This is a genomic window from Microbacterium sp. S308A+ (genome assembly GCF_049800815.1).
Taxonomy (GTDB): domain Bacteria; phylum Actinomycetota; class Actinomycetes; order Actinomycetales; family Microbacteriaceae; genus Microbacterium.
The window spans coordinates 310,353-335,239 of sequence record NZ_JBNAFT010000003.1; the positions used below are offsets into that span (position 1 = coordinate 310,353).

24 protein-coding genes are annotated in these 24,887 nt (G+C 72.3%); 10 read left to right on the forward strand and 14 right to left on the reverse strand.

Going from position 1 to position 24,887, the window contains the following annotated elements:
• Positions 1-7 precede the first annotated feature (7 nt).
• The gene (locus ACP15J_RS11005; protein WP_424937031.1) at positions 8-853 is read right to left on the reverse strand and encodes an exodeoxyribonuclease III; all 846 of its coding nucleotides are present in this window, start codon (positions 851-853) and stop codon (positions 8-10) included.
• 184 nt (positions 854-1,037) lie between these two features.
• Between ACP15J_RS11005 and ACP15J_RS11010 the strand changes: the two genes are divergently transcribed.
• Positions 1,038-1,601, forward strand: coding sequence for a DUF6611 family protein (locus ACP15J_RS11010; protein ID WP_424937032.1), 564 nt, complete (start codon positions 1,038-1,040; stop codon positions 1,599-1,601).
• Between the two features lie 146 nt (positions 1,602-1,747).
• On the opposite strand, the gene ACP15J_RS11015 is transcribed toward ACP15J_RS11010, so the two are convergent.
• Positions 1,748-2,290 (reverse strand): YbhB/YbcL family Raf kinase inhibitor-like protein, encoded by a 543-nt coding sequence (locus ACP15J_RS11015; protein ID WP_424937033.1) that lies wholly within the window; start codon positions 2,288-2,290, stop codon positions 1,748-1,750.
• Between the two features lie 155 nt (positions 2,291-2,445).
• Between ACP15J_RS11015 and pyrE the strand changes: the two genes are divergently transcribed.
• Genes pyrE through ACP15J_RS11030 form a run of 3 tightly spaced genes read left to right on the forward strand, consistent with a single transcriptional unit; the run spans position 2,446 to position 5,164 of the window.
• Positions 2,446-3,018: an orotate phosphoribosyltransferase gene (gene pyrE / locus ACP15J_RS11020; RefSeq protein WP_424937034.1), complete on the forward strand. Its 573-nt coding sequence runs from the start codon at positions 2,446-2,448 to the stop codon at positions 3,016-3,018.
• On the forward strand, positions 3,015-3,947 hold the full coding sequence (locus ACP15J_RS11025) for an ROK family protein (protein WP_424937035.1): 933 nt from the start codon (positions 3,015-3,017) through the stop codon (positions 3,945-3,947). The genes pyrE and ACP15J_RS11025 overlap by 4 nt, the downstream gene beginning before the upstream one ends.
• Positions 3,948-4,003: 56 nt before the next feature.
• Complete coding sequence (locus tag ACP15J_RS11030) at positions 4,004-5,164, forward strand: anhydro-N-acetylmuramic acid kinase (RefSeq protein ID WP_424937036.1); 1,161 nt, start codon at positions 4,004-4,006, stop codon at positions 5,162-5,164.
• A gap of 66 nt (positions 5,165-5,230) precedes the next feature.
• Here ACP15J_RS11030 and ACP15J_RS11035 read toward each other — a convergent pair whose 3' ends face one another.
• From ACP15J_RS11035 to ACP15J_RS11050, 4 genes are read right to left on the reverse strand one after another with little or no spacing between them, the layout of a single operon-like run.
• The gene (locus ACP15J_RS11035) at positions 5,231-5,395 is read right to left on the reverse strand and encodes a hypothetical protein (RefSeq protein ID WP_424937037.1); all 165 of its coding nucleotides are present in this window, start codon (positions 5,393-5,395) and stop codon (positions 5,231-5,233) included.
• Entirely contained in the window at positions 5,392-5,961 is a 570-nt protein-coding gene (locus ACP15J_RS11040) for a YdeI/OmpD-associated family protein (RefSeq protein WP_424937038.1), read from the reverse strand. Before ACP15J_RS11040 ends, ACP15J_RS11035 begins: the two co-directional genes overlap by 4 nt.
• Position 5,962: 1 nt before the next feature.
• On the reverse strand, positions 5,963-6,766 hold the full coding sequence (locus ACP15J_RS11045) for an HAD-IIA family hydrolase (protein WP_424937039.1): 804 nt from the start codon (positions 6,764-6,766) through the stop codon (positions 5,963-5,965).
• A 52-nt stretch (positions 6,767-6,818) separates the two neighbouring features.
• Positions 6,819-7,889, reverse strand: coding sequence for a polyprenyl synthetase family protein (locus ACP15J_RS11050; RefSeq protein ID WP_424937040.1), 1,071 nt, complete (start codon positions 7,887-7,889; stop codon positions 6,819-6,821).
• A 211-nt stretch (positions 7,890-8,100) separates the two neighbouring features.
• On the opposite strand from ACP15J_RS11050, the gene ACP15J_RS11055 reads away from it, so the two are divergent.
• The 3 genes from ACP15J_RS11055 to ACP15J_RS11065 all read left to right on the forward strand — a co-directional run bounded on the left by ACP15J_RS11055 (position 8,101) and on the right by ACP15J_RS11065 (position 11,181).
• Positions 8,101-8,838: a response regulator transcription factor gene (locus ACP15J_RS11055; protein WP_424937041.1), complete on the forward strand. Its 738-nt coding sequence runs from the start codon at positions 8,101-8,103 to the stop codon at positions 8,836-8,838.
• A complete protein-coding gene (locus ACP15J_RS11060) occupies positions 8,835-10,337 on the forward strand; it encodes a sensor histidine kinase (RefSeq protein ID WP_424937042.1) in 1,503 nt (500 codons plus the stop codon). The genes ACP15J_RS11055 and ACP15J_RS11060 overlap by 4 nt, the downstream gene beginning before the upstream one ends.
• Positions 10,338-10,524: 187 nt before the next feature.
• The gene (locus ACP15J_RS11065; RefSeq protein ID WP_424937043.1) at positions 10,525-11,181 is read left to right on the forward strand and encodes an MIP/aquaporin family protein; all 657 of its coding nucleotides are present in this window, start codon (positions 10,525-10,527) and stop codon (positions 11,179-11,181) included.
• Between the two features lie 81 nt (positions 11,182-11,262).
• Here the strand turns inward: ACP15J_RS11065 and ACP15J_RS11070 are convergent, their stop codons facing one another.
• On the reverse strand, positions 11,263-12,456 hold the full coding sequence (locus ACP15J_RS11070) for an alpha/beta hydrolase (RefSeq protein WP_424937044.1): 1,194 nt from the start codon (positions 12,454-12,456) through the stop codon (positions 11,263-11,265).
• A gap of 229 nt (positions 12,457-12,685) precedes the next feature.
• Between ACP15J_RS11070 and lysX the strand changes: the two genes are divergently transcribed.
• Positions 12,686-16,075, forward strand: coding sequence for a bifunctional lysylphosphatidylglycerol synthetase/lysine--tRNA ligase LysX (lysX, locus tag ACP15J_RS11075; protein WP_424937045.1), 3,390 nt, complete (start codon positions 12,686-12,688; stop codon positions 16,073-16,075).
• Here lysX and ACP15J_RS11080 read toward each other — a convergent pair.
• Together ACP15J_RS11080 and ACP15J_RS11085 are read right to left on the reverse strand one after the other, a co-directional pair.
• A complete protein-coding gene (locus ACP15J_RS11080) occupies positions 16,026-17,201 on the reverse strand; it encodes a heparan-alpha-glucosaminide N-acetyltransferase domain-containing protein (RefSeq protein ID WP_424937046.1) in 1,176 nt (391 codons plus the stop codon). The genes lysX and ACP15J_RS11080 overlap by 50 nt on opposite strands.
• A complete protein-coding gene (locus ACP15J_RS11085) occupies positions 17,198-18,046 on the reverse strand; it encodes a DUF998 domain-containing protein (protein ID WP_424937047.1) in 849 nt (282 codons plus the stop codon). Before ACP15J_RS11085 ends, ACP15J_RS11080 begins: the two co-directional genes overlap by 4 nt.
• Positions 18,047-18,174: 128 nt before the next feature.
• Between ACP15J_RS11085 and ACP15J_RS11090 the strand changes: the two genes are divergently transcribed.
• A complete protein-coding gene (locus ACP15J_RS11090; protein ID WP_424937048.1) occupies positions 18,175-18,963 on the forward strand; it encodes an alpha/beta fold hydrolase in 789 nt (262 codons plus the stop codon).
• A gap of 82 nt (positions 18,964-19,045) precedes the next feature.
• On the opposite strand, the gene ACP15J_RS11095 is transcribed toward ACP15J_RS11090, so the two are convergent.
• Both ACP15J_RS11095 and ACP15J_RS11100 read right to left on the reverse strand, forming a co-directional pair.
• Positions 19,046-20,011, reverse strand: coding sequence for a hypothetical protein (locus ACP15J_RS11095; RefSeq protein ID WP_424937049.1), 966 nt, complete (start codon positions 20,009-20,011; stop codon positions 19,046-19,048).
• Between the two features lie 239 nt (positions 20,012-20,250).
• Positions 20,251-21,222, reverse strand: a complete 972-nt coding sequence (locus tag ACP15J_RS11100; protein WP_424937050.1) for a hypothetical protein — start codon at positions 21,220-21,222, stop codon at positions 20,251-20,253.
• A gap of 240 nt (positions 21,223-21,462) precedes the next feature.
• Between ACP15J_RS11100 and ACP15J_RS11105 the strand changes: the two genes are divergently transcribed.
• Positions 21,463-22,128 (forward strand): hypothetical protein, encoded by a 666-nt coding sequence (locus tag ACP15J_RS11105; protein WP_424937051.1) that lies wholly within the window; start codon positions 21,463-21,465, stop codon positions 22,126-22,128.
• Positions 22,129-22,138: 10 nt separating this feature from the next.
• Here the strand turns inward: ACP15J_RS11105 and ACP15J_RS11110 are convergent, their stop codons facing one another.
• The 3 genes from ACP15J_RS11110 to ACP15J_RS11120 form a co-directional block, all read right to left on the reverse strand.
• Positions 22,139-22,771: a metal-dependent transcriptional regulator gene (locus ACP15J_RS11110; RefSeq protein ID WP_424937052.1), complete on the reverse strand. Its 633-nt coding sequence runs from the start codon at positions 22,769-22,771 to the stop codon at positions 22,139-22,141.
• Positions 22,772-22,940: 169 nt separating this feature from the next.
• A complete protein-coding gene (locus tag ACP15J_RS11115; RefSeq protein ID WP_424937053.1) occupies positions 22,941-23,291 on the reverse strand; it encodes a hypothetical protein in 351 nt (116 codons plus the stop codon).
• Positions 23,292-23,348: 57 nt separating this feature from the next.
• Positions 23,349-24,755, reverse strand: a complete 1,407-nt coding sequence (locus tag ACP15J_RS11120) for an Nramp family divalent metal transporter (RefSeq protein ID WP_424937054.1) — start codon at positions 24,753-24,755, stop codon at positions 23,349-23,351.
• Between the last annotated feature and the right edge of the window lie 132 nt (positions 24,756-24,887).

The window sequence follows — 24,887 nt, forward strand, 5'->3', positions numbered from 1 at the left end:
CCGGCCGTCAGGAGAAGATCATCGGCAGGTCGTCGTCGTCAGCGACGCCGGCGAGGTCGAGGTCCACGACGACCGGCACGTGATCGCTCGGCTGCTCGCCCTTGCGTTCGTCGCGGTGGATCGAGGCGCCGGTCACCCCGTCGGCGAAGGCGCGGGAGCCGAGGATGAAGTCGATCCGGATCCCCTCGTTGCGGGGGAACTTCAGCCGCTGGTAGTCCCAGTAGGTGTACCCCTGGGGGAGGAGGGGGCGCACGACGTCGCTGACGCCCGCGGACTCGAGCGCGAAGAACGCGGCGCGCTCCTCGGGCGAGACGTGGGTCGAGCGGCCCAGCACGATGTCGGGGTCGCCGTTGTCGTGGTCGAACGGGATGATGTTGAAGTCGCCGACGAGGGCGAGGGGCAGCGAGGGGTTCGCGGCGAGCTCGGCCGCCGTCGACGTGCGCAGGGCGTCGAGCCAGCGCAGCTTGTAGGCGAGGTGGGGGTCGTCGAGCGACCGGCCGTTCGGCACGTACAGGCTCCACACCCGCACGCCGCCGATGGTCGCCCCGAGGGCGCGGGCCTCGTGCGGGGCGTCGGGACCCTCGTGCCCCTTCGCGAAGCCGGGCATGCCCGCGAAGGCCGTGGACACGTCGGTCATCGGCTCGCGGCTGGCGATCGCCACGCCGTTCCACTGGTTCAGGCCGTGTACCTCGACGTGGTAGCCGGCCTCCTCGAACGGGGCGTAGGGGAACTGCTCCGGCGTGCACTTGATCTCCTGCATGGCCAGGACGTCGACGTTCTCGCGGACGGCGAACTCGACGGTACGGGCGACGCGGGTGCGGATGGAGTTGACGTTCCAGGTGGCCAAGCGCATGGTCCCAGCCTACGGTCGCCCGCCGACGTCCCGGTGCGACGGGAGGGGGGGCGGCACGGCACGCCGATCGGGTGGGTCGGGCGGGCGCGAGGAATCCGTGAGGATCCGCGGCGGATGCGGGCCCCGGCGCATGCGTTCCGTAGGGATCCGCGTCTCGGGCGCCGCCGCGGCGCAGGCTGCTGCCATGGCAAACGAACGGCTGGCCCCGCGATGGGGCTACGTGTCCCGGACCGCGGGCCGCTACGGCATCGTGTCGTCGCGGCTCGTCGTCTACCCTCCCGATGCGCCCGAGGGGCGGCGTCTCTTCGCCGACCTCTCGCACCGGTTCACCCCTCTGGCGGTCATCGGCGGCGTGCTGGCGTGGGCTGCCCTGTGCGGCCTGGGGGCGACGCCGGAGCTCGCCGCGCTCGCCGTGCTGCTGGTGGCCGTGCCCGTCGCGATCTTCCTCGCCGTGAAGGCCGCGCCCGTGCGGCGCAGGGCCGTGGCGATCTCGTCCTGCTGCTCCGCGCTGCGTCCCGACGCGGAGGACCTGGCCTGCTCCGAGCGGCTCGAGGTGCTGGCCGCCGCGATCCAGGGCGCCGGGTCCGCCCTCCTTTCCGGCATCATCCGGGAGGACGCGTTCGACCGCGTCTGGCGCGCGGTCTACGCCGAGGTCGCGCAGTCCTCGGGCGAGGAGCCGTGGTCCGTTGCCGGCCATGAGGCCCGTCCCGTCGAACGCTCAGCCCGCCGCGCACCCTCAGACGCATGACGATCCTCCGGATGGCGGAGGATTCGGTGGACGATGGTCATGCATCTGTCGGATCGCCAGCCATCCGGACGGAGGACCGGAGCGCCCGGATCGCCAGCCATCCGGAAGGAGGGCCGAAGCGTTCGGATCGGCTGTGGCCGGTCCGGTCAGCGATCGGACGGATCCGCGGTGCCGGTGAGGATTCCGCGCGCCAGGGTGTGGAAGTGCCGGTGGAAGCCCAGGATCGCCGGCGTCTCGTCGCCGTTCAGCCCGAGCGACTCCACGTCCAGCGCGTCGACGACGAAGACGTACCGGTGCACGCCGGTGCCCGCCGGCGGGGCGGCGCCGAGGTATCGCGGCAGGCGGACCTCGTTCGGGAGCGTGAGGGCGCCTGCGGGGAGGGAGCCCGGCTCACCGTCCCCGGCTCCCGCGGCGAGGGAGCGGATGCCGGCCGGGAGATCCGAGACCGCCCAGTGCCAATACCCCGATCCGGTCGGTGCGTCGGGGTCGTAGCAGGACACCGCGAAGCTCTTCGTCTCGGCCGGCGGGTCGCCCCACGACAGCTCCGGGGAGCGATCCGCCCCGCCGCGGGACGACGACCAGGCCGACACGGGGAGCGCCCCTCCGTCCGTGAAGTCGGCGCTCCTCAGCTCCAGCGCCGGAAAGGTGCGCAGGCGGGACAGCGCGGAATAGGGATCGACGTCGAGCATGACGGCCTCCTCGGTCGGAACGAGTGGGATGCCGCCATCCTCGCATCGCCGCGGGCCTCGGGACACCCCCTTGTCTGCGCCCTCTGCCTCGTGTCCGTGTCCCCGCTCCGTGTCTCCGCGCCGTGCCGAGAGGCCGGCGTCCCTAGACTGGCGGTGTGACGCTCAGCACCCCCGAACTCGAAGCCGACCGCCAGGCCCTCATCGCGCTGATCGCCGACGAGGCGGTGTTCCACGGCGACTTCACGCTCTCCAGCGGCAAGAAGGCCACCTACTACGTGGACATGCGCCGTCTCACCCTCGACCACCGCGCGGCTCCCGCGATCGGCCGGATCATGCTCGACCTGGTCCGCGACCTCGACGCGGTCGCGGTCGGCGGTCTCACGCTCGGCGCCGACCCGATCGCCAACGCCGTCATGCACGCCTCGGCCGGCACGGATCGTCCGCTCGACGCCTTCGTCGTCCGCAAGGAGCCGAAGGACCACGGGCGCGGGCGGCAGATCGAGGGCGCAGACGTCGCGGGGCGACGCGTCGTCGTCCTGGAGGACACGTCCACGACGGGGCAGTCGGCGCTCAAGGCGGTCGAGGCCCTGCGCCGGGAAGGCGCGGACGTCGTCGCGGTCGCGGTGATCGTCGACCGCAAGACGGGGGCGCAGGCCGCGATCGAGCAGGCGGGGCTGGAATGGCGCGCCGCGGTCGACCTCGACGATCTCGGGCTCGAGCCGCAGTGACCGCCGCCGCGATCGAGGATCGCCCCTCTCTTCCCCTCGCCCTCGCCGTCGACGTGGGCGGGACCAAGCTCGAGGCGGCGCTTGTCTCGGCCGGCGGGACGGTCCTCGCCGCCTCGCGCATCCGGCGCCCGACCGGCCCCGACACGACTCCGGACTCGTTGCGGGCCGCCGTGGACGAGGCCGTGGCGTACGCCGTCGACGCCCGGGGGCCGCGCGCCGAGCTCGTCGGCGCCGGCATCGGGAGCGCCGGACCGATCGACCGCGACCGCGGGCTCATCCATCCGGTCAACATGCCGGGCGCCCGAGGGTTCGATCTGCGATCGGCGGTCGCCGAGAGCGCGGCCGCGGCGGTCGACGCGCCCGTTCCGACCACGCTCGCGCACGACGGCGGCTGTCTCGCGCTCGCCGAGTCCTGGCTCGGCGCGACCCAGGGGGCGTCGACGTCGCTCTCGATCGTCGTCTCCACCGGGGTCGGCGGTGGGTTCGTGGTCGACGGTCGCTATCTCCCCGGCGCGAGCGGGAACGCCGGGCACCTCGGCCAGGTGCACGCTGAGGGCGCGCTCACGCTCGAGCAGGTCGCGTCGGGGCCTGCCAGCGTCGCCTGGGCTCAGGCGCAGGGATGGGCGGGGGAGCGAGGAGAGGACCTCGCTCGTGACGCCGCCTCCGGCGACCGTGTGGCGCGTGCGGCGATCGAGCGCTCCGCGCGCGCGGTCGGAGCGGCGCTCGCCGATGCCTCGACGCTCGTCGACCTCGAGGTTGTGGCGATCGGCGGCGGCTTCTCGCGCGTCGCCGACGACTACATCGATCTCGTGCAGCGGGCTCTTCTCGACGCGGCCGCGCACGAGTACTCCCAGCACACCAGGGTGGTCCGTTCGGGGCTCGGCGACGAGGGCCCGCTGATCGGCGCCGCCGCGCTCGTGCTGCGCTGAGCACACGTCTGCCGACGTCACGTCATCGGGGCCATACGAACGGAAAGGACACGGTCATGCGGGTTCTCGGGGTACAGTCCGGCACGTCTCATGACGGGATCGACACGGCGGTCGTCGAGTTCGCGCTCGACGGCGCGCAGCTGCGTGGACGGGTGCTGCACAGAGACGAGACCCCCTACGACCCCGCCCTCCGCGCGCGTCTGATCGCGGCGCTCCCGCCGGCGCGGACCACGTTCGAAGAGGTCTGCGAGCTCGACACCCTGATCGGTCAGGCCTTCGCGGACGCTGCCGCGCGCGCCGCCGCTGCCGTGGGCGGCGTCGACGCCATCTGCTCACACGGACAGACGGTGTACCACTGGGTCGACGGCGGCCGCGCGCGGGGGACGCTGCAGATCGGGCAGCCGGCATGGATCGCCGAGCGCACGGGGGCGCCCGTCGTCTCCGACGTCCGGATCCGCGACATCGCCGCCGGCGGACAGGGAGCGCCGCTCGTCCCTTTCCTCGACGCGCTCCTCCTGCACGGCCGGCCGGGGACCTCGGCGGCCCTGAACCTCGGCGGGATCGCCAACGTCTCGGTCGTGACGGGCGCGAATGTGATCGGCTACGACATCGGCCCTGCCAACGCGCTGATCGACGCCGTGATCGTCGCGGAGGGGCTGAACGACCTCGGCTACGACCAGGACGCGTGCATCGCCGCGTCCGGCCGGGTGGACGCGGCGCTCCTCGACGCCCTCCTCGCCGATCCGTACTACGGCCGCCCCGCGCCGAAGAGCACCGGCAAGGAGCACTTCCACCTCGAGTACGTCCGTGCGCATCTCGCGGGACGGGACGTGGCGGTTCCCGACGTCGTGCGCACCCTCACGGAGCTGACGGTCCGCACGGTCGCCCAGGACGTCCGCGCCGCGGGCGTCGGCTATCTCGCGGTCTCGGGCGGAGGGTGCCGCAATCCCCTCCTGATGGCGGGCCTGCGGGAGGCGCTCGCGGAGACCGAGATCGTCCTCGCCGACGAGCTCGGCGCCCCCGCCGACGCGAAGGAGGCGATCCTCTTCGCTCTGCTCGGCTGGTGCACGCTGCACGGCGTCCCTGCCGTGGTCCCCCAGGCGATCGGTGCCGGGGAGGCTCGCGTCCTCGGCACCATCACACCCGGAGCCGGACCCCTGCGTCTTCCCGATCCGGTCGCCCGCATCGACGGGCTCACCCTTCGCGTCGAGGCCTGACGGCCCGAGGCGTGCGCCGCGCTCTTCCCGGCGCACGCCTCGGGCACCGTGTCGGCTCGCCACGGCTCAGCGCTTCGAGTCGTCCTCCTCCCACGGGCCCTCCCACCAGCCCGCGCGACCGTCTGACGAGTCCGAGCCGCGGCGGGAGCGCACGAACTGCACGATCCACACGGCCAGCGTGGCCAGGCCGATCACGAGCATCACCCACAGGAGCACCGTGCCTTGACTCATGGTCGTCGTCCTTCCGCCGCATTCGCGACGATCGTCGCGATCCGCTTCGCCCTGGTCTCCGGGCGTCGGGCCATCGCGATGTTCGTGAGGCCCAGCTTTCTCGCCGAGGGCGGAAACGTGTCCCATGCGGCCCGTGCGGCCGGATCCGCGTCGAGGGCCTCGGTCAGATCCGCCGGCTCGATCCCCGCCTCCGGGCCGTCGAGGACCGTCCAGGTGCCGTTGGCCTTCGCGGCCTCGATCGCCCGGACGCCCGCCGGGGCGAGCAGTCCCGCCGCCTCCAGCTCCGCGACGCGGGCCTTGTTCGTGGCGGCCCAGCCGCTCCCGGGGCGCCGAGGGGAGAACCACTGTCCCACCGTCCGGTCGTCGAAGGTGCGTACCGGGCCGTCGATCCAGCCGAAGCACAGCGCCTGGCGCACCGCGTCCTCGTAGCCGACGCCCGTGCTCGCGTTCCCGCGGACGCTCAGCAGCCAGACCCCGGACGTGGCGGCGTGGTTGTCCTCGAGCCAGGCGCGCCAGGCCGCCGCATCCGCCGCAGCGATGCGCTCGCCGTCGTCGAGAACTCCCACGTCATCCCTCCGAGCGAGCCGCGGCGTCCTGCGGCGGGAGCAGATCGATCACGCCGCCGACGATCTCGTCCGGGCGGAACGGGTACTTCTCGATCTCGGCGCGGTCGCTGATCCCCGTCATCACGAGGACCGTGTGCAGACCCGCCTCGATGCCGGCGACGATGTCGGTGTCCATCCGGTCGCCGATCATCCCGGTCTTCTCGGAGTGCGCGCCGATCTTGTTCAGCGCCGAGCGGAACATCATCGGATTGGGCTTTCCGACGACGTAGGGCTCACGCCCCGTCGCCTTGGTGATGAGCGCGGCGATGGCCCCGGTCGCCGGGAGCGGACCGTCGGCGCTGGGGCCGGTGGCGTCGGGGTTGGTGACGATGAAGCGCGCGCCACCCTCGATGAGGCGGATCGCCTTGGTGATCGCCTCGAAGGAGTAGTTGCGGGTCTCGCCCACCACCACGAAGTCCGGTGCGGTCTCGGTCATGATGAAGCCCGCCTCGTGGAGAGCCGTGAGGATCCCCGCCTCACCGATCACGAAGGCCGAGCCGCCGGGCACCTGCTGACGGAGGAAGTCCGCGGTGGCGAGCGCGGAGGTCCAGATCCGCTCCTCCGGCACGATCAGGCCGCTGGCGCGGAGCCGGGCGCTCAGGTCGCGCGCGGTGAAGATGGAGTTGTTGGTGAGCACGAGATAGGGCACGCCCTCGCGCTCCCAGCCGGCGAGCAGATCGGCGGCGCCGGGCAGAGCGTCGTTCTCGTGGACCAGCACCCCGTCCATGTCGGTGAGCCAGCATTCGATCTCGGTGCGTTCGACCATGCCCTCAGCCTAGGCGGACGAGCGCAGAGCGGAGGAAAAGGGCAGACGACGCTCAGCGGGAGCGGGCCGTCGTCTGCGCGATCGTGTCCTCCAGGCGCTCGACGAGGGGGAGGGGCAGGCTCGCTCGCCGGAGCGAGGAGCGAGCGGCGTCGGCGAGGCTGGTGATCGCGTACTCGACCCGGTCGAGCGCGCCGCTCCCGATGATGACCTCGCGGAGGCGCTCGGCGTCCCTCTCACGCAGGTCTGGGCGACCGAACAGATGCGCGACATGCGGCCACGCGGGATCCCTCCGCGCGTAGACGATGAGCAGGGTGAGCTTCCCGTCCCGGAGGTCGGAGAGGGCGGAGCCGTCCGCCTGGTCCTGACCCCCGAAGACGCCGGCGACGTCATCGCGTGCCTGCACGGCGACGCCGATCGTCTTGCCGATGACGTCGAGCGCCACGGCTGTGCCGGCATCGGCTCCGCCGAGCACGGCGCCCATCCGCAGCGGGGCGCCGAACGAGTGCTGCGTGCTCCGTTGTTCCAGGGTGCGCAGGATCGTGTCCTCGTCGGCGTCCGTGAGGAGACGGGTGAGAGCACCGGAATGCTCCCCTGCGGCCGCAGCGCTCGCCGCCTCTCCCAGCACTCCGAGCATCATGCGACGGCGCTCGGACGAGACGTCGAGCTCGCCGACCAGGCGGTGTGCGGAGGCGATGAGGAGATCGCCGACGAGGACGGCGCAGCTGCGTCCGTAATGCAGGGCCTCTTCCTCGGCGATCCCGCGGTCACGCGCCTCGTCTCGCATGCGGGCGATGAGGTTCGTCTCGCCCCGCCGGACGAGTGCGCGATCGATCACATCGTCGTGGAGGAAGAAGCCCAGGTGCAGCAGCTCGAGAGCCGCCGCGCCTCTGATGACCTCGTCCGAGGGGGGCGACTCCGCGAATGCATCGTGCGCGGCCAGGAGCAGACGCGAACGTGGCATCCTGCCGCCGCTCGACAGTCGCCACGCGGCCTTCCAGACGCGATCGAACTCCGTGAACCCGCCGCCGCGCTGCCACTCGGCGTGGAAGCAGTCGTCGATGACTGACTCCACGTTCTCGAGGGCGTCCTGCGGGTCGACCGCCCCCGCTGTCGTCTCTCCCACGATCGACCCTTCAATCTAACCAGGGTAGTAAACCAGGTTAGTCGTACCACCTGGTGGCAGTAAACCACGGAGGGTAGTGTCGAAGGCCGTGTTTTCCTGACAATGGCGGCGTGAAATCGAGGGCGACCGCGCGCGAGGGATGCCCGATGCGCGGTCCGACCCGGTGCATTCTGCTTATCCTGCGCACAGGAAACGTCAGCAGAGTGTACCTATGAGCGACGGGACCGTGCGCGGCGAGAGCCCCATCCGAGTGCTGATCGTCGATGACGAGCCCAATCTGAGGCACCTTCTGGCGGCGGTGCTGACCCGCCAGGGTTGGGCAGTCGAGACGGCCGGGACCGGTCAGGCGGCGATCGACGCGGCCCTGCGCCTGAGGCCGCACCTCATCGTGCTCGACATCGTGCTCCCTGACATCGACGGCATCCAGGTGCTGCGGACGATCCGCACCGATCTGCCCGACACCATGGTGCTGTTCCTCACCGCCAACGGCACGGTCGCCGGGCGCATCACCGGGATCTCGGCCGGCGGCGACGACTACGTCGCGAAGCCCTTCAGCATCGAGGAAGTCGTCGTCCGGCTGCGAGGGCTCCTGCGGCGGAGCCCCATGCTCGCCGCCGCCGCGCCCACGCCGCTCCTCGAGGTCGGCGACCTCGTCCTCAACGAGGACAGCCACCGCGTCACCCGCGGGGGCGAGGACATCACGCTCACCGCGACCGAGTTCGCGCTGCTCCGGTTCCTCATGCTCAACGCCGATCGGGTGCTGAGCAAGGACCAGATCCTCGACCGGGTGTGGAACTACGATTTCGGGCGTGAGTCCAACATCGTGGAGCTGTACATCTCCTACCTCCGCAAGAAGATCGACCATGGGCGCGAGCCGATGATCCACACGATCCGTCGCGTCGGCTACGTGATGCGCGCGGCCTCAGAGGTCGGTGCCGGAGCGCCATGACCGTCTGGCGTCGGCGCGCGGCGACGCTGCGCCATCGCGTGCAGCCCCGCACGCTGCGCACACGCCTCGTCCTCGTCGTGTCCGGACTGCTGCTCGTCGCACTCGCGGTCTTCGGCTGGGTGTCGTTCGCGATCCTCCGGCAGAGCCTCGTCCTGCAGAGCGAGAACACCCTGAACACGCTCGCCCTGTACGCCCAGACCCACATCCAGGACGAGATAGACATCCAGGGACGGGTGCCCGCCTTCGGCGAGGAGGTCGGCCCGATGCTGTCCGCGGACACGTTCTACCTCGTCCTCGACAGCGCGGGCACGGTGACGTCCGCCTACCTCAGCCGCGACTACGACTACCGCGAGCTGACCCCGGCCGAGATCGTCCAGCTCCGTGCCGTGTTCAGCGAGGCCGAGTACGGAGGGGAGGTCTCCGTCGACGCGATCGGCGACTTCCTCGTCGCGCTCCGTCCTCTCGAGGACGGCTCCACTCCGCGCACGCTGGTGATCGGCGTCGGGCTGAACGAGGTGAACGACATCGTGGGCGCCTACGCGCTCTGGGTCGTCGTGATCGGGGCGGGGGTGGCCGCCATCGGCGCGCTCGTCGGGCTCCGCGTCGTCCGCTCCGCGATGCGCCCCCTGGAACGGGTCGCGGCGGTGGCAGACCACGTCTCTCAGACGCCGCTGGACTCCGGCGAGGTCGACCGGCAGGTGCGGGTGCCGCGGGACGGACGCCACATCGGATCCGAGGCCGATCGTGTCGCGGAGGCGCTCAACCGGCTGCTCGACCATGTGGAGACGTCGCTCAACACCCGGCACCGGACCGAGGAGTCGATGCGCCGGTTCGTCGCGGAGGCGAGCCACGAGCTGCGCAACCCGCTGGCGGTGATCCGAGGCTACGCCGACTTCTACGCCCAGCCGGGCGCGGACGCGGGAGAGACCGCCGGCGCGCTCGGCCGGATCGGGGCCGAGGCGACGCGCATGAGCACCCTCGTCGATGATCTCCTGCTGCTGGCCAAGCTCGACGCCGACCCTCGGGTGCGCCGCGAGGAGGTCGAGCTCGCCCGGGTCGTGGTCGAGGTGATCGCGGATGCCCGTTTCGCGTACCCGCACCACGTCTGGCGCCTGACCCTGCCGGAGGAGCCGGCCGATCTCCTCGGCGACGAGGACGCGATCCGGCAGATGCTGCTGAACCTCATTGCCAACGCAGGGCATCACACCCCGCCGGGGACAGAGGTGGTTGTGGCTCTCGCGCAGACGCGCCATGCGGTGGAGATCTCCGTCACCGACGACGGGCCCGGAATCCCGGACGCCGCGCTGCCGACGCTCTTCGACCGTTTCACCCAGGTGGAGGACACGACCGAGCACGGCACACGGGAGCGCACCACGGTGGGGCTCGGGCTCGCGATCGTCCGCGCGCTCGCCGACGCCTCGGGGTACCAGGTGACGGTCGACACCGGCAGCCAGGGATCGTGCTTCACCCTGCGGATCCCCCATCCGACGGCTTCCTGAGACGCGGCGTCGGCGTTCGGCGGATCGTGTTCGGAACGTCATGTCACGGACATGCGAGCCCGGCGGGGACGCGGCGTCGTGCAGACGCCGGTGTGCCGATGATGGCGGTGGCGGGGCCGATTCGCTACGGTGTGGTCGAACGATCGACGCCGGAGGGTCTGCCTCCGGCCCATAGGAAGGCTTTGAAATGACCGGCATTGCGCGTAATGCGCTCACGGAGGCGATCTCGACGTTCCTCTTCGTGTTCTTCATCATCGGGATCGTCAACAGTGGTGTGGCCTTGTCGGCTCTTGCCATCGGGTTCGCGCTGATGGTCCTCGTCTACGCGTCGGGCCACATCTCGGGCGGGCATCTGAACCCTGCCGTGTCGTTGGGTGTTCTGCTGCGGGGCCGGATGGGTGTGGCCGACTTCGGCGCCTACGTGGTCGCGCAGTTCGTGGGCGGCGCGCTGGCGGCGCTGGCGAGTTCGGTGATCTGGCCGCATGCGGCGGCGGCGAAGGAGATCAAGGTCCTTCCGGCGTTCATCGTCGAGGCGGTCGTCACCCTCGTGCTGGTGTGGGTGGTGCTGAACGTGGCGACGTCGAAGGACCACCCGAACAACTCGTTCTACGGTCTCGCGATCGGGAGCACGGTGTTCGTGGGCGCGGTGGCAGTCGGCGGGATCTCCGGCGGCGGCTTCAACCCTGCGGTGGCTCTCGGCCTGGCGATCAGCGGGCAGTTCGGCTGGTCCAGCCTGTGGCTGTATGTCGTGGCCCCGCTGGTCGGCGCGGCCATCGCGGCTCTGCTGTTCCGTCTCCTCAACAGCGACGACCTCAAGAAGGTCACCGCGGAGCGGCGGGCATAAGCCGCCTGTCGACACGACGCGACGAGCCCGGAGGGTCTTCCCTCCGGGCTCGTCCGCTGTCCGCAGGGAGCCGCGCCCGGCTCAGCCGGCGGGGAGCTCCCATCCGAGCTGCTGTGAGATCCACACCAGCCCGTAGGGCATGACCGTGCGGGCCGTCGTCCAGTTGTGGGCGAGTCCGGGCAGGACGCGGAGGGTCGTGACGTCACCCTGCGCGCGCAGGGCGTCGCGGATCGGCGTCGACTCGGCGGTGGTCTCCTGGTCGCCCTGGCCGAGGAAGAACTTCTGGCCGGAGGGACCGCCGCGAGCGGCGATGGCGTCGAGGGGCGTGTTGCGCCGGAGGGCCTCCGGATCGCCGACGACCTCCTTCGTGTAGGGCGTCGCATACGGCATGATCGCCACCGTCCCGCCGAAGACGTCCGGGCTGTGCAGGGCGTAGACGAGCGCGCCGAGCCCGCCCGCCGACATGCCTGCCGTGATGCGGTCCCTGGCCTCGGGGCGGGTGCGCAGCGAGGCGTCGGCCCAGCCGACCACGTCCTCGGTCACGAAGGACTCGAGCTGCGGTCCGCCGGGGAGGTCGAGCGGCTCGCTGTCCAGACGCTCCGACCCGGGGTTGAGGTCGGGGGAGACGACGATCACCGGAGGGATCTTCTTCTGCGTGATGAGCACGTCGAGGTAGTAGTCCAGACGCCCGCCGGCGAACCAGTCCGCGGCGCTCCCCGGCGCCCCGTGCAGCGTGTAGATCACGGGATAGCGCTCGATGTTGCCCGGCTTGTCGTAGTCCGGCGGGAGATAGACCCAGGCGCCGCGGGTGCTGACGCCCCGTGTGGTGGAGGGGACGCTGGTGAGGTAGGCGTAGCCTCTGTCCGCCGAGGTCACGCGCTCCTTCGGCGGGGCGGAGGCGCCGTTCCTGCTCGCCTTCTCACCGTCGATCGCGACCTTGTCGTTGGTGGCGACGGGCTTTCGCACCTTGTCGTCCACCCAGCGGACGAGCGCGCCGGTGGACGGGAAGTAGCCGACCCAGGCGTTGACGCCGAGCGCGAGCGAGACCACGACCAGCAGGGCGGTGGGGATCGACCAGGCGGTCACGGTCCAGCCGCGACGGCGTCGGCTCCGCGGGCCCGTGCGTCCTGTCCTCCGCGCGGCGCGGACGATCAGCAGGACGCCGAAGAGCGCGAGGACGAGAACGATCGCGGCCGGCCAGTATGTGGAGAGCAGATCGGTGCCCGGATCCTGGGAGATCTGCGGCGGCAGCTCGATCGGGCCGTCGGGGTCCATATGCCGTTCCTTCCTCTGCCCCGGCCGCGCACCCGACGCGTGGAGCACGATCGCCGGGCCGTGCTCCAGCGTAAGAGGGCGTGCGAGCGGAGACGGGGATTCCGGACGGAGTCATAACTGGCGCTTAGGAATGCTCTGCACCATCGAAGGGTCCCCGCCGCCGTCGACGCCGTCGCTCGTTCGGAGGGGCCGAGGCGCCGATGCCGCGGGCGTCGAGAGGAGCATCCGGATGACAGCCACCGCGCAGCCGCCGGCCGACCGCCAGGAGCGCGCCGCCGGGCACACGGACGCGTCGCGGCGCCGTGGCGACCGTGAGCCCGCCCTCCGCCGCGGCCATGGCGCCCCCGAGGAGGGAGGATGGGCGCGGCGCTTCCTGTCCGGCGTCCCGCTGTGGACGGGACGGATCGTGCAGCTGGTCGCGATCTCGCTCGTGCTCAGCGTGATCTGGGACGCGGCACTGCCGGACGGCGTGTACTGGGCCCGGTCCTACTTCGCCCTGTTCGGCCTCACCCCGCAGCCGTTCGTCTTCAACGCCGTGCTGTTGTTCATCGCCGGGTCCGCGGCGAAGCGGAGGATCCGCGGGGCGATGATCTTCCTTGTCCTCTTCCAGGTTCCGACCATCCTGCAGTCGCTGGTGAGCCTGATCACCGGCACGGCTCTCATCTTCGACGGAGAGACCTATGTCGACGTCGCGATCGTCGACGCGATCGCCGCCACGATCGCGACAGCGGCCGCCGTGCTGCTGATCGTCGCGCGGAAGGAGTTCTCCGCCCGCCTGGAGGGCGGCTCGTACGTCCGGGCGGGCAGCGTGCTGCTGGGCGGGATCGCTCTGGCCGTCGTCGTCGGCGGGGTGCTGGGCGGCCTGCGCCCGGCGCGAGGGAGCGCCCCGGGCGACAGCTGGCTCCTGTCCCTGGCGGCCGCGATCGGGGTGTATCCCTACGAACTGCTGACGGGCGAGGAGGTGGAGGGTGTGCTGCGTCCGGGGATCGCGCTCCTGGTCACCTCGATCGCGGCGGTCTCGCTCCTCATCGCGCTGGGGATGATCCTCCGCAGCGCCCGCGCCCGTCGTCTGCTGAGCGCGGCGGACGAGCTGCACGTGCGGCGGATCCTCGCGGGGAGCCGCACCGAGGACTCCCTCGCGTACTTCGCCACGCGGCGCGACAAGTCCGTGGTGTTCTCGCCCGACGGCCACGCGGCGGTCTCCTATCGTGTCGTCGGCGGCGTGGCGCTCGCGAGCGGCGATCCGATCGGGCCGGAGGGTGCGTGGGGCGGGGCCACGCGGGCGTGGTTCGAACTCGTCCGCACGCATGGCTGGCGGCCCGCGGTCCTGGCCGCGACCGAGCAGGGCGCGGAGCATTACGTGCGACACGGGATGCGCGGCATGCAGCTGGGCGACGAGGCGATCCTCGCGGTGGAGGAGGCCGACGCGCGTCGGCTGGTGCGGAGCCCGCAGGTCGCGGCGATCCGGCGCCGGGCGCACCGGGAAGGGGTGAGCGTCCGGATCCGCCGCCAGCGCGACCTCCACGAGGACGAACGGCGCGAGATCGAGACCCTCGCCGACCGGTGGCGGATGGGCGGAGAGGAACGCGGCTTCTCGATGGCGCTCTCGCGCACCGGCGACGCGGCCGATCCCTCGTCGCTCGTCGTCACCGCGCATGATCGCGACGGTGTCGCCATCGCCCTGCTCGTCTTCGTGCCGTGGAACGCGGACGGGCTCTCGCTGGACGTGATGCGGCGCAGCCACGACGCCCTCAACGGCATCGTCGAGCACATGGTGACCACTCTCGTCTCCGAGGCGAGGGCGTTCGGCGTTCGACGCGTCTCGCTGAACTTCGCCGTGTTCCGCGACGTGTTCGTCCGCGGGGCGCGGGTGGGCGCGGGCCCCTTCCTCCGCTTCCGGCGCTCCCTGCTGCTCCTGCTCTCCCGGAAGTGGCAGCTGGACTCGCTCCGTCGCGCGAACGAGAAGTATGCGCCGGCGTGGCGCCAGCGGTACCTCATGCGCGACCGCCGCACCTCGCTGGCGACGGTGATGCTCGCGGCGGCCCGCGCGGAGCGCTTCGTCGGCGGCTGGCCGCGCACCCGTCAGCCGATCGCGTCCCCTCGCCCGGCGTCCTATCCCGGGATGGTCGCCGAGGTGGAGGCCGAGGCCTCGGCGGGTGCCGCGCGCGTCGCGCAGGGGTCTCGGCCGAGCGCGCGTGCGACGAAGGCGGCTCGGCTCGATGCGGAGGGGCTTGCGCTCTATCCGCCCCAGGTGCCCCGTAGCCACACGATCGCGCAGACCCGTGCCGACATCGAGGCCGGCCATGGTCTCCCGGCCGAGCCCCGGTCGGTGGCAGGCCGGGTCGTCGCCCGCCGCGACCATGGCGGGATCGTCTTCGTCGACCTCGACGAGGAGCATGCCCGCATCCAGGCCGTCGCGACCGCGGACGGGACGCAGGGCTTCGGCCTTCTCCGCGATCTGCAGATCGGCGACATCGTGTCGGTCACCGGGATGCCGGGAAGGAGCAGGGCGGGCGAGCCGAGCATCCTCGCGACGTCGTGGGTCCTGGCAGCCAAGTCGCTGCAGCAGCCTCCGGGCAAGCGGGTGGGGCTGCGGGACCCGGAGGCGCAGGTCCGGCTGCGGCATGTGCACCTTGCCACGTCCGCCGAGGCGGCGAGTCTCTTGCGTGCCCGCTCCGCCGCGGTGCGCGCGCTCCGTGACGGACTCCTCGCCGACGGCTACCTCGAGGTCGAGACCCCGATCCTCCAACGTGTGCACGGCGGAGCGAACGCACGTCCCTTCGCCACGTACATCAACGCCTATGACCGCGACCTGAGCCTGCGCATCGCGCCGGAGCTGGCGCTCAAGAGACTGATCGTGGCGGGGTTCGGCCAGGTCTTCGAGATCGGGAGGAACTTCCGCAACGAGGGCGTGGACGCCTCGCACAACCCGGAGTTCACCGCGATGGAGGCATACCGGGCATACGCGGACTATCAGGACATGAGGGTGCTCGCCGAAGGACTGATCAAGCGGATGGCCGTCGCCGTCACCGGAGGGGAGCGCATGATCACTCCCGACGGGAGCAGCGTCGACGTCTCGGCGCCCTGGCGTGCGGTCACCGTCTGCGACGCGCTCACCGAGCGCATCGGCACACGAGTCGCCATCGACCTCGGTGCCGAGGACCTCGCCGCCCTCGCCAAGGCCTACGGCGTGTCGGTGGCGGCGGCCGACACCGCGGGGCAGATCATCGAGGCCCTGTACGAGGAGCTGGTCGAGCCGGAGACGACCCTGCCCACCTTCTACCTCGACTTCCCCTCCGACTCCTCGCCGCTGGCCCGTCCGCACCGTACCGTCGACGGCCTCTCGGAACGGTGGGATCTGGTCGCCTTCGGGATGGAGCTGGGCACCGCCTACTCCGAGCTGAACGACCCGGTGGAGCAGCGTCGCCGGCTCGTCGCGCAGTCCCTCCAGGCGGCGCTCGGCGATCCCGAGGCGATGGAGGTGGACGAGGACTTCCTCCGCGCGTTGGAGTACGGGATGCCGCCGACTGGGGGGATCGGTCTGGGCGTGGACCGGATCGTGATGTCCCTCACCGGCGGGACGATCCGCCAGACGCTCGCCTTCCCGTTCGTGCGGTGAGCGCGCTCGCCCTGGCCAGCAGCTCCTCAAGGGGGCCGCGCCGGAACGACCGGAGCCAGACGACGGAGAACAGCAGCAGCGCGGCGGTGAATCCGAACAGCATCCCTTCGCTCTGTCCCGGCCGGAAGCTGTGCCCGGTGAGCGCGGTGATCGCCGCCATGCCCACGATGTGGGCCGCGTAGACCGAGAGCACCATCGCGCCCATCGTGGCGACGGCGCGCACCGGCACGCGCAGGAGCTCTTGAGCTCTTCCCGTGCGCCGTGCGGCCCAGTCCCCGAGCGGCAGCAGGACGGCGAGCAGGAGGGCGGAGACGCCGAGACAGCCGAACACGTCCGTCCAGCTGCCCGAGTGGGGCCCGGGGACGAGGAGCCAGAGCCAGGATCCGGTGTCGGTCACGCCGGACTCGCGGAAGAAGATCCGGGCGGCCTCCTGGACCGCGTCCCGGCCGCCGCTCGGGGTGACCGCCCGCAGCAGGAGCTCGCGTCCGCCGAGGGCGAGGAAGAGGGCTGATCCGCCGTAGGCGAGGGCGGCGATCCCTGCCCCCACTGCCGCGAGCCGGATCCGCACCCGGGGCGACGAGAGGTCGAGCCGGCCGACCGCGAGGCCTGCGAGCACGAACGGCATCCAGGTGAGCGTCGGGTAGTCGCCGCCGACGAGCCCCGTCCACACGAGCCCTCCCGCCTCGGGGAACGCGCGGCGCAGCACGAAGGAGAGCAGGGGCCCTCCCACGGCCCAGGTGGCCGCCGTGATCAGCAGACCGCGCAGACCCATCCGGAGGAACGGGATGACGAGCACGAACCAGACCGCGAAGGAGGCGAGGATCACGACCGCCGGGGTGCCGAGCGCGGTGAGGAGCCCGCCGATGAGAGCCAGCAGCGCCGCTCGCACCAGCATCGGCGCGATCGGGGCGCGTGCGCCGGCGGTGCTCGGGCGGCTGCCGAGGGTCAGCGAGAGACCCGCGGCGAACGCGAACATCGCGGGCATGCGGGAGTGGAAGACCTCCCACTGCCAGAGGACGGTGCCGCCGCCGTCCCCCGGCGCCCAGGCGTTCGGGCCGACGTGCGCGACGAGCATGCCGAACACGGCGACCGCCCGGAACAGGTCGAGGCCGAGCAGCCGGGTCATGTCGATGCCCTGCCCCGGTCCCGCCTGGACATGCGCGCGATGCGGGCCGCGGGCACGGGGGCGTTCGACGCGTCGGCGTTCGGGGCGTCGGCGAACTCGAGCGAGGACCGGGCGGCCGGAGGACGATGCGTGCCGTTCCTGCGTGCGGATCGGCGTCGCGGGGCGTCGGACGCCTTCAGCACGGCGCGGACGAGCGGCACGAAGGAGGCCAGGAACACCGAGAGGAGGACCGTCTGCACGCGTTGCACGTACCCGGCTCCCGGGGGCAGCGCTCCGTCGGCGGTGCTGGCGAGGGCGATCACGCTGATCGCGATCGTCACGCCGATCAGCAGGGTGGCGCCCACCGTGGCGAGGATCCGCGCACGGACCGGACGGATGCCCGTCCACTGCGCGAGCAGGACGAGGGACAGGGCGGCGACGACAGCGCCGAGCAGCGCGACCACGCTGGTGACGGTGTGGACCTGATGCGCGATCCCCAGCGTTCCCGCCGCGTCGGCCCGCGCGCAGGCCGCGCTCAACGAAGAGGCGCACGCCATGGGGAAGACCACGTCGGCGAGCGTGCCCAGGCCGAAGACGCCGAGCCCGACGATCGGCACGCGCAACGGCCACCGGGGGGAGGCGAAGAGCAGCAGCGTGGCGGCGATCGCGACGAGCGCCCCCGCCGATCCGTCGAGGAAGCGGAACAGCGGGGCGAGCGGCTGATCCGCCGCGGCGAGCTCAGACAGGTAGGACCGAGACGGATCGAGGGGATAGCCGGCCACGGCCTCATAGGGCACGCCCAGGTAGAGCACGGCGGCGAAGACGAGCAGCACCAGCGGCACGGTCGAGAAGAAGGCACGGCGCATAGGCGCACGGTAGGCGGTCGGCCTATGCGCAGCATAAGCGGACGCCTCAGGGCACAGGCCCGGCGGCGGCACGAAGCCTGCGCATCAGAACGACGGATAGGCTCGCGTCCTGCGGATCGGAGGCGGACATGGACGGACTGGCGTACACCGAGGCCGCTCCGTCGTCGGGGAGCGGCCGCCGGCGCAGGCCCATCCTCTTCGTCCACGGAGCCGGGTGGGCCGGGATCTCCTGGCATCGGCAGATCGCGGAGTTCCGCCATGAGCGCCCCTGCATCGCCGTGGACCTGCCGGGGCACGGGGCGAGCAGGAGCACGCCATGGACGACGCTCGACGACGTCGCCGACAGGGTGGCCGCGGTGGTCGCGGACCGGGTCGGCGGTCCGGTGCACCTCGTCGGCTTCTCGCTCGGGGGCGACGTCGGGATACGGATGCTCGCCCGGCATCCGGAGCTCGTGGACACCGCCCTGCTCACCGGTGTGAGCACCTTCGCGGTGCCGCGGGCCGAGCTCGTGCTCGACACGGTCACCTGGCCGCTGCTCGCCACCCCTCTCGCGCACAGAGCGCTCACCCGCGCGATGCGACTGGACGCGAACGCGCGGCGGCGGCATTTGGAGACGACCGCGCCGGTGCGTGTGGACGACTACCGGCGGATCAGCGGTCAGATCCTGCGCGGCGCCGATGTGTCGGACATCGGTGCCGTGGCGTCCCCTGTCCTCGTTCTCGCCGGGGCTCTTGAGTCGGGGCATGCTCGGCGCTCGGCCCGTGATCTGGCAGGGCGTCTCCCTGCGGGATCCTGGGCGCACGTGCCGGGTGCGGGGCACTCCTGGCCCGTGCAGAGACCCGCCGTGTTCAATCTCGCGCTGCGGCAGTGGCTCGCCGCGCCCGGCACCCTGCCGGCGGTGCTTCGCCGTCCGTGACGCAGGCGGGAGGCCCGCTGTCGGAATCCCCACGGACAGCAAGCCTCCCGTCGGCCTCTCCCGGCGATGCAGGGTGAGACGATCAGCAGCTCCAGCTGACGGTGACGCTGCCCGGCTGCTCGGTGACGCTCGGGACGGGGCCGGTCGTGATGGTGCCGGCGACTCCCGGCGCGATGTAGCTGGAGCCGCCCCCGCCGCCCCCGGTCTGGCGCTGCGGGGGACGGGTGTCCATGTAGGACCAGCCGGAGGACGCGCCCCCGCCGCCGCCGGCGTAGCCGCCGCCCCCGCCGCCGCCGAGGCCCGCGGTGCCGTTGCCGCCGATGCCGCCGCCGTTGCGTCCGCCGTTGGCGGTGCCGGTGATGCCGCTGCCGTACCCTCCGCCCGCGACTCCGGTGCCCGATCCCAGGGCCGGCATCGTGCCGACCCCTCCGGCGCCGGGTGAGGCGCCGAAGGCCGCTCCGCCGCCCATGGCCCAGGAGTTGCCCTGTCCCGCCGTCGCGGTGGCGCCCGCGGATCCGCCGATGCCGGCGAAGTTCACGCTGGCTCCCTGGTCGTTGGTCCCTCCCGCGCCGCCGCCGCCTCCGGCGACGACGAGGGGGACCCCGCCGCGCATGATCGCGGACCCGGCGCCGCCGCCGGTGCCGTTGCGTCCGGAGATGTTGCCCGCGTTCCCGCCGCGGCCGTAACCGTGTGACGTCAGCTGCGGGTCGGTGCGGCTGTGGCCGCGGCCTCCGGCGACGAGGAACAGGGTCATGTCGGCGCCGGTCGGGGTGATCTGCCCCGTGATCAGAGCTCCGGCTCCTCCGGACTGGGGGCCGCCGCCGGCGCCGCCCTGGACGCGGTAGGTGATGGTCTTCGCCGCGGCGGGGACGATGACGGTCTGCTCCGCCTGTCCCCAGTTGGTGGCGGTCACGGTCACGCTGCCCGGCTGGCAGGTGACGGAGGCGCTCGCGGTGGGCACGGCGACCGCGGCGGCGATCACCGGGAGCGACCATGCGGCGCCCTTGACGACGGTGCGTCGGGGGAGCTCGGGAGACTCCGTGTCCATGTCGGGTCCTTTCGGGTAAGGAGGCTTGTGTCTTTCATTGAGACACCGGACCAAGGAGGTCATTTGACGTTCGAGGGCAAGACGGGAGGAAACGGCCACGACGAGGTGAGGTTTCCCGCGCGGCGCTCCTGAAGCACGCTCTTCGCGACCGTTTTGATGCGCCGATGAGGAGGGGCCGGGTCGGAATTCCCGACCCGGCCCCTCCTCCGGCCGCTGGCCGGCGATGTCGGAGTCGCCGGTCAGCAGGTCCAGCTGACGGTGACGCTGCCCGGCTGCTCCGTGAAGCTCGGGACGGGGCCCGTGGTGACGGTGCCGGCGACGCCCGCGCGGATCGCGATGAGGCTGGAGCCGGCACCGCCGCCGCTCGCGTTGTTCTGCGCGGGACGGGTGTCCATGTAGACCCAGCCGGCGGACGCGCCGCCGCCGCCACCGGCGAGACCGCCACCGCCGCCACCGCCCATGCCTGCCGTGCCGTTGCCGCCGACACCTCCGCCGTTGCGCCCGCCGCCGGAGGTGCCGGGCTGGCCGCTGCCGTACCCGCCGCCCGCGACGCCGGTCGACGCACCCAGGGGCGGGATCTTCCCGACACCGCCGGTGCCGGGCCTGGTGCCCACCGCCGCCAGTCCGGCCGTGGTCCAGGAGTTCCCCTGGCCCGAGGTCGGGGCGGCGCCGCCGGCGCCGCCGACACCGGAGAAGGTCATGCTCTTCCCCTGGTCGATGGTCGCGCCGGCGCCGCCTCCGCCTCCGGCGACGACGAGGGGCATTCCGCCGCGCAGGATCGCGGACCCGGCACCGCCGCCGGTGCCGTTGCGGCCAGCGACGTTGCCCGCCATGCCACCGCCGCCGAAGCCGAACGACATCTGCTGCGCCTCCGTGCGGCTGTGGCCGCGGCCTCCGGCAACGAGTAGCAGTGGCATGTCGGCTCCGGTCGGGGTGATCTGCCCCGTGACCACGGCCCCGGCCCCTCCGGCCTGGGGACCGCCGCCGGCGCCGCCCTGGACACGGAAGGTGATGGTCCTCGCCGCGGCGGGGACGACGACGATCCGCTCCACCGGCGCGGTGCCGGTCGCGGTGACGACCGCGCTCCCCGGCTGGCAGGCGACGGAGGCGCTCGCAGCGGGGACGGCGATCGCCGTGGCGATCACCGGAAGCGACCATGCGGCCCCCTTGACGACGGTGCGCCGGGGAAGTACGGGGAACTCCGTATCCATGTCGGATCCTCTCGGGTAAGCAGACTTGTCCTCCCTGGGAGACACGGGTCGGGCAGGGGCATTTGGCGTTCGGCGGCAAGACGGGAGGAAACAGCCACGACGAGGTGAGGGCGCTCGGCTCCGCCCCTCACGGACGCTCCTGCGACGTGGCCGGCGCTTACAGCTCCCTTAGAAAACCCGCCTATCGTGGTGCCCCGCGGGGCGGATCGTCCGCCTCTCGATCCGAAACGAGGTCACGGCATGCGCACGCTCGTCATCGTCCCGGCCGACTCGTGCCGGGAGGATGCCCGTTCCCTGCGGGAGGAGATCGGGATCTGGCTTCCGGACGCCGAGGTGATCCTGACCGCGACCGAGCGCGAAGGGGTCGTCTGGGCGCTCGGCCACGGACACGACGCGGTGATCCGCTGGGACGCGGGGGCGGCCTGTGCGCACCTTCTGCCCGATCTGCTCGACGCGCTCGAGGATGCGGACCTGGTGGTGGGCGACCGTGGGGCGGCGCGCTCCGGCCGATGCCGCAGAGGATGGGGGCCCACGAGACTCGCGAACGCTCTGCTCCGCCGGCTCATCGGCACCGACGTCCGCGATGTGCTGAGCGGCGTCCGTGCTTCTCGCACCGATGCGCTGCGTCGCGTGCACGCGATCCCTCTCGCGTCCGACGAGAGCGCGGTCGTCGAACTGCTCCACGGCGCCGAGCGGGCAGGGCTGCGTGTGGCCGAGGTTCCCCTGGTCCGTGCCGGCGGCGTCCCTTCGGTGGGCGCGGGATCACCCGCGCCCGCGATCCTGCGCGCCCTTCTCGCCGCGTCGCGCGTCCGGCGGTCGTCGGAGCCGATCCCGGCCACTCCCGTGGGGGCGAGGGCGACGATCGACACTCGTACCGGCACGGTTCCGATCCCGATCCCGGCCTGATCGAACCTCGTCAGGCCGCCAGCCAGACGGCCTGCCCCGACCCCGCGGGGAGCGGGATGTCGAAGCCGTCGATGCGCAGTCCGCCCGGGGTCACGGTGGCGTCGAGCCCGATGCGCAGCCCCAGACCGTCGAGCACCCGCAACAGCTCAGGATCGCGGTCGTCGACGCGCAGCACACGGCCGCAGTGCCCTGGCGCGGCGTCGGCGAGGAGCACGAACGGCTCTCGGACGACGCGTCCTTCCGCGTCGGGGATGGCATCGCCGTGCGGGTCGAAGCGCGGTCGTCCCAGGCGCTGGTCGATGCCTTCCAGCAGTCGGTCGCTGATCGTGTGCTCGAGCACCTCGGCCTCGTCGTGCACTTCGTCCCAGGCGTAGCCGAACTCCCGCACGAGCCACGTCTCGATGAGCCGATGCCTCCGGAGCATCGCGAGAGCACGACGCTCGCCGTCGGCCGTGAGCCGGACGGCGCCGTAGGGGACGTGCGAGGCGAGCCCGGCCATCGCGAGCTTCTTGACCATCTCGGTGACGCTCGACGGCGCGATCCCGAGCTTTCCTGCGAGCTGAGACGGCGTGATCGGAGCGTCCTGCCACTCGGTGTGGGCGTACACCGTCTTCAGGTAGTCATCGGCTGCGGGGGATGCCACCTCACCACCCTATCGGCGCGATTCCGGGCCTCCGGCCACCGTGCTCCGGGCACGGTGGCCGGAGGCGTGAGGGTCGGATGTCGGTACGTTGCAGGAATATCGGGTCGCCGAAGCTGTCGGGACCGACAGGGTTCACTAGGTCCTGCAAGAAGCGGGAGCCGCGTGCAGCTCAGGAGCCGAGGGAGGTCAGCACGCCGAAGGCGACCTGGCCGGAGAAGAAGAGCACCACGAACGCCGCGATCGCAGCGAGCAACGACAGGCGCCCGTCGAAGCCCTCGATCCCGCGCATGCCGATCGCGCGAGCCCGGAAGGCGAGGATCAGGGTGATCGCGCCGAGGGCCAGCTGCACCCACGGGCCGCCCACGGGCAGGAGCTTCGGGACAGCGATCAGCAGGACGCCGAGTGCGGCGGTCGCCAGCGCTGCCCAGGTGCAGATGCGCACGGCGCGTCGCGCCGACTCCTCGGCCTCCCGTCTGGCGGCGGCTCCGCCGGACGCGCGGCGGGAGGAGGAATCGGCCATGACACGAGCCTACCCGCGCTCGCCGATGCGCCGTGGGGTCTCGCCTCCGGCGGCGCATCAGGCGGCCCCGGTGAAGACGAGCCACAGGAGGGCGGCGTTGAGCGCGATCAGCAGCACGGAGGTGAGGATGCCGAGCGCGGTGGTCACCGCGCGGTTCGCGTGGCGTCCCAGCGTCCGTCGTTGCGCGGTGAACGCCACCAGGGGGATGAGGGCGAACGGGATGCCGAACGACAGCACCACCTGGCTCAGGACGAGCGCGAAGGTCGGATCGACGCCGAAGCCGAGCAGTGCCAGCGCCGGGATGAGAGTCACGAGCCGGCGAGCGAGGATCGGCACCCGGACGTGCAGCAGGCCGTGCATGATCTCGGCGCCGGCGTAGGCTCCGACCGCGGTCGAGGCCAGGCCCGAGGCGAGCAGGCCGACCGCGAAGAGCGTGGCGACGACCGGGCCGAGGCCCTGCGCGAGCGCGGCGTGGGCGCCCTCCAGCGAGTCCGTGCCTTCGACGCCGGCGAGGTTCGCCGCCGCCAGCAGCAGGATGCCGAGGTTCACCGCGCCGGCGACGACCATCGCGACCGAGACGTCCCACCGCGTCGCCCGGAGGAGCGTGCGGACGCGAGAGGCGTCTCCCGCAGCGCCGGGAGCGGTGCCCGCGGTGGGAGCGGCCGCGAGCGCGACATGGCCGGCGCCGGAGGGGAGCGGATCGCCGCGCTCCGGCCCTGCCGCCTGGGGCGTCGCCCCCGCGATGCGCACCGCGGCGGTCTCCGGCGCGGTCGAGCCCACGGTCCCGGTGCCGACGGCGGTCCCCGGCGGGACGTGGCGGTCGCGCGCGAGCGCCGAGTGGGCGTAGATCGCGTGCGGCATGATCGTCGCCCCCAGGATCGAGGCGGCGAGGAGCACGGATCCGGTGTCGGCGAAGCGGGGGAGGAGGCCGGAGGCGACGCCTGCCGGGTCGGGCGGCGCGACGAACAGCCCGGCCGTGAACCCCAGCACGATGACGACCATGAGCCCGACGATCACGAGCTCGAACGGCCGCGCCCCGCGCCGCGACTGCACGACGAGCAGGACGATCGAGACGACGCCGGTGATCGCCCCGCCGAGGAGGAGCGGAACGCCGAAGAGGAGCTGCAGGGCGATCGCGCCGCCGATGACCTCCGCGATGTCGGTCGCCATCGCCACGAGCTCGGCTTGCAGCCAGTACCCGCGCCGCGCCCACCGGCTCCGGATCCGCTCGCCGAGGACCTCGGGAAGGCTGCGTCCCGTCACCACGCCCAGCTTCGCCGAGAGGTACTGGACGAGCCAGGCCATCGCATTGCCGGCGACCACGACCCACACGAGGAGGTAGCCGTACTGCGCGCCCGCGGTCATGTTGCTGGCGACGTTGCCGGGGTCGAGATAGGCGATACCGGCGACGAGCGCGGGGCCGAGGAGGAACAGTGTCCGGTCGCGTCCGAGATTTTTAGGCATGCCGAAAACCTACCCTTTTTTCGGCGTGCCTAAAAGTGGCTGCGGCCTCCCCGGCACTCTGCTCACCGCGCCGGGGGGGGGGGGGGGGGGGGGGGGCGCGGGGCGCGCCCCGCCGGCGCCGGCCGGGGGTAG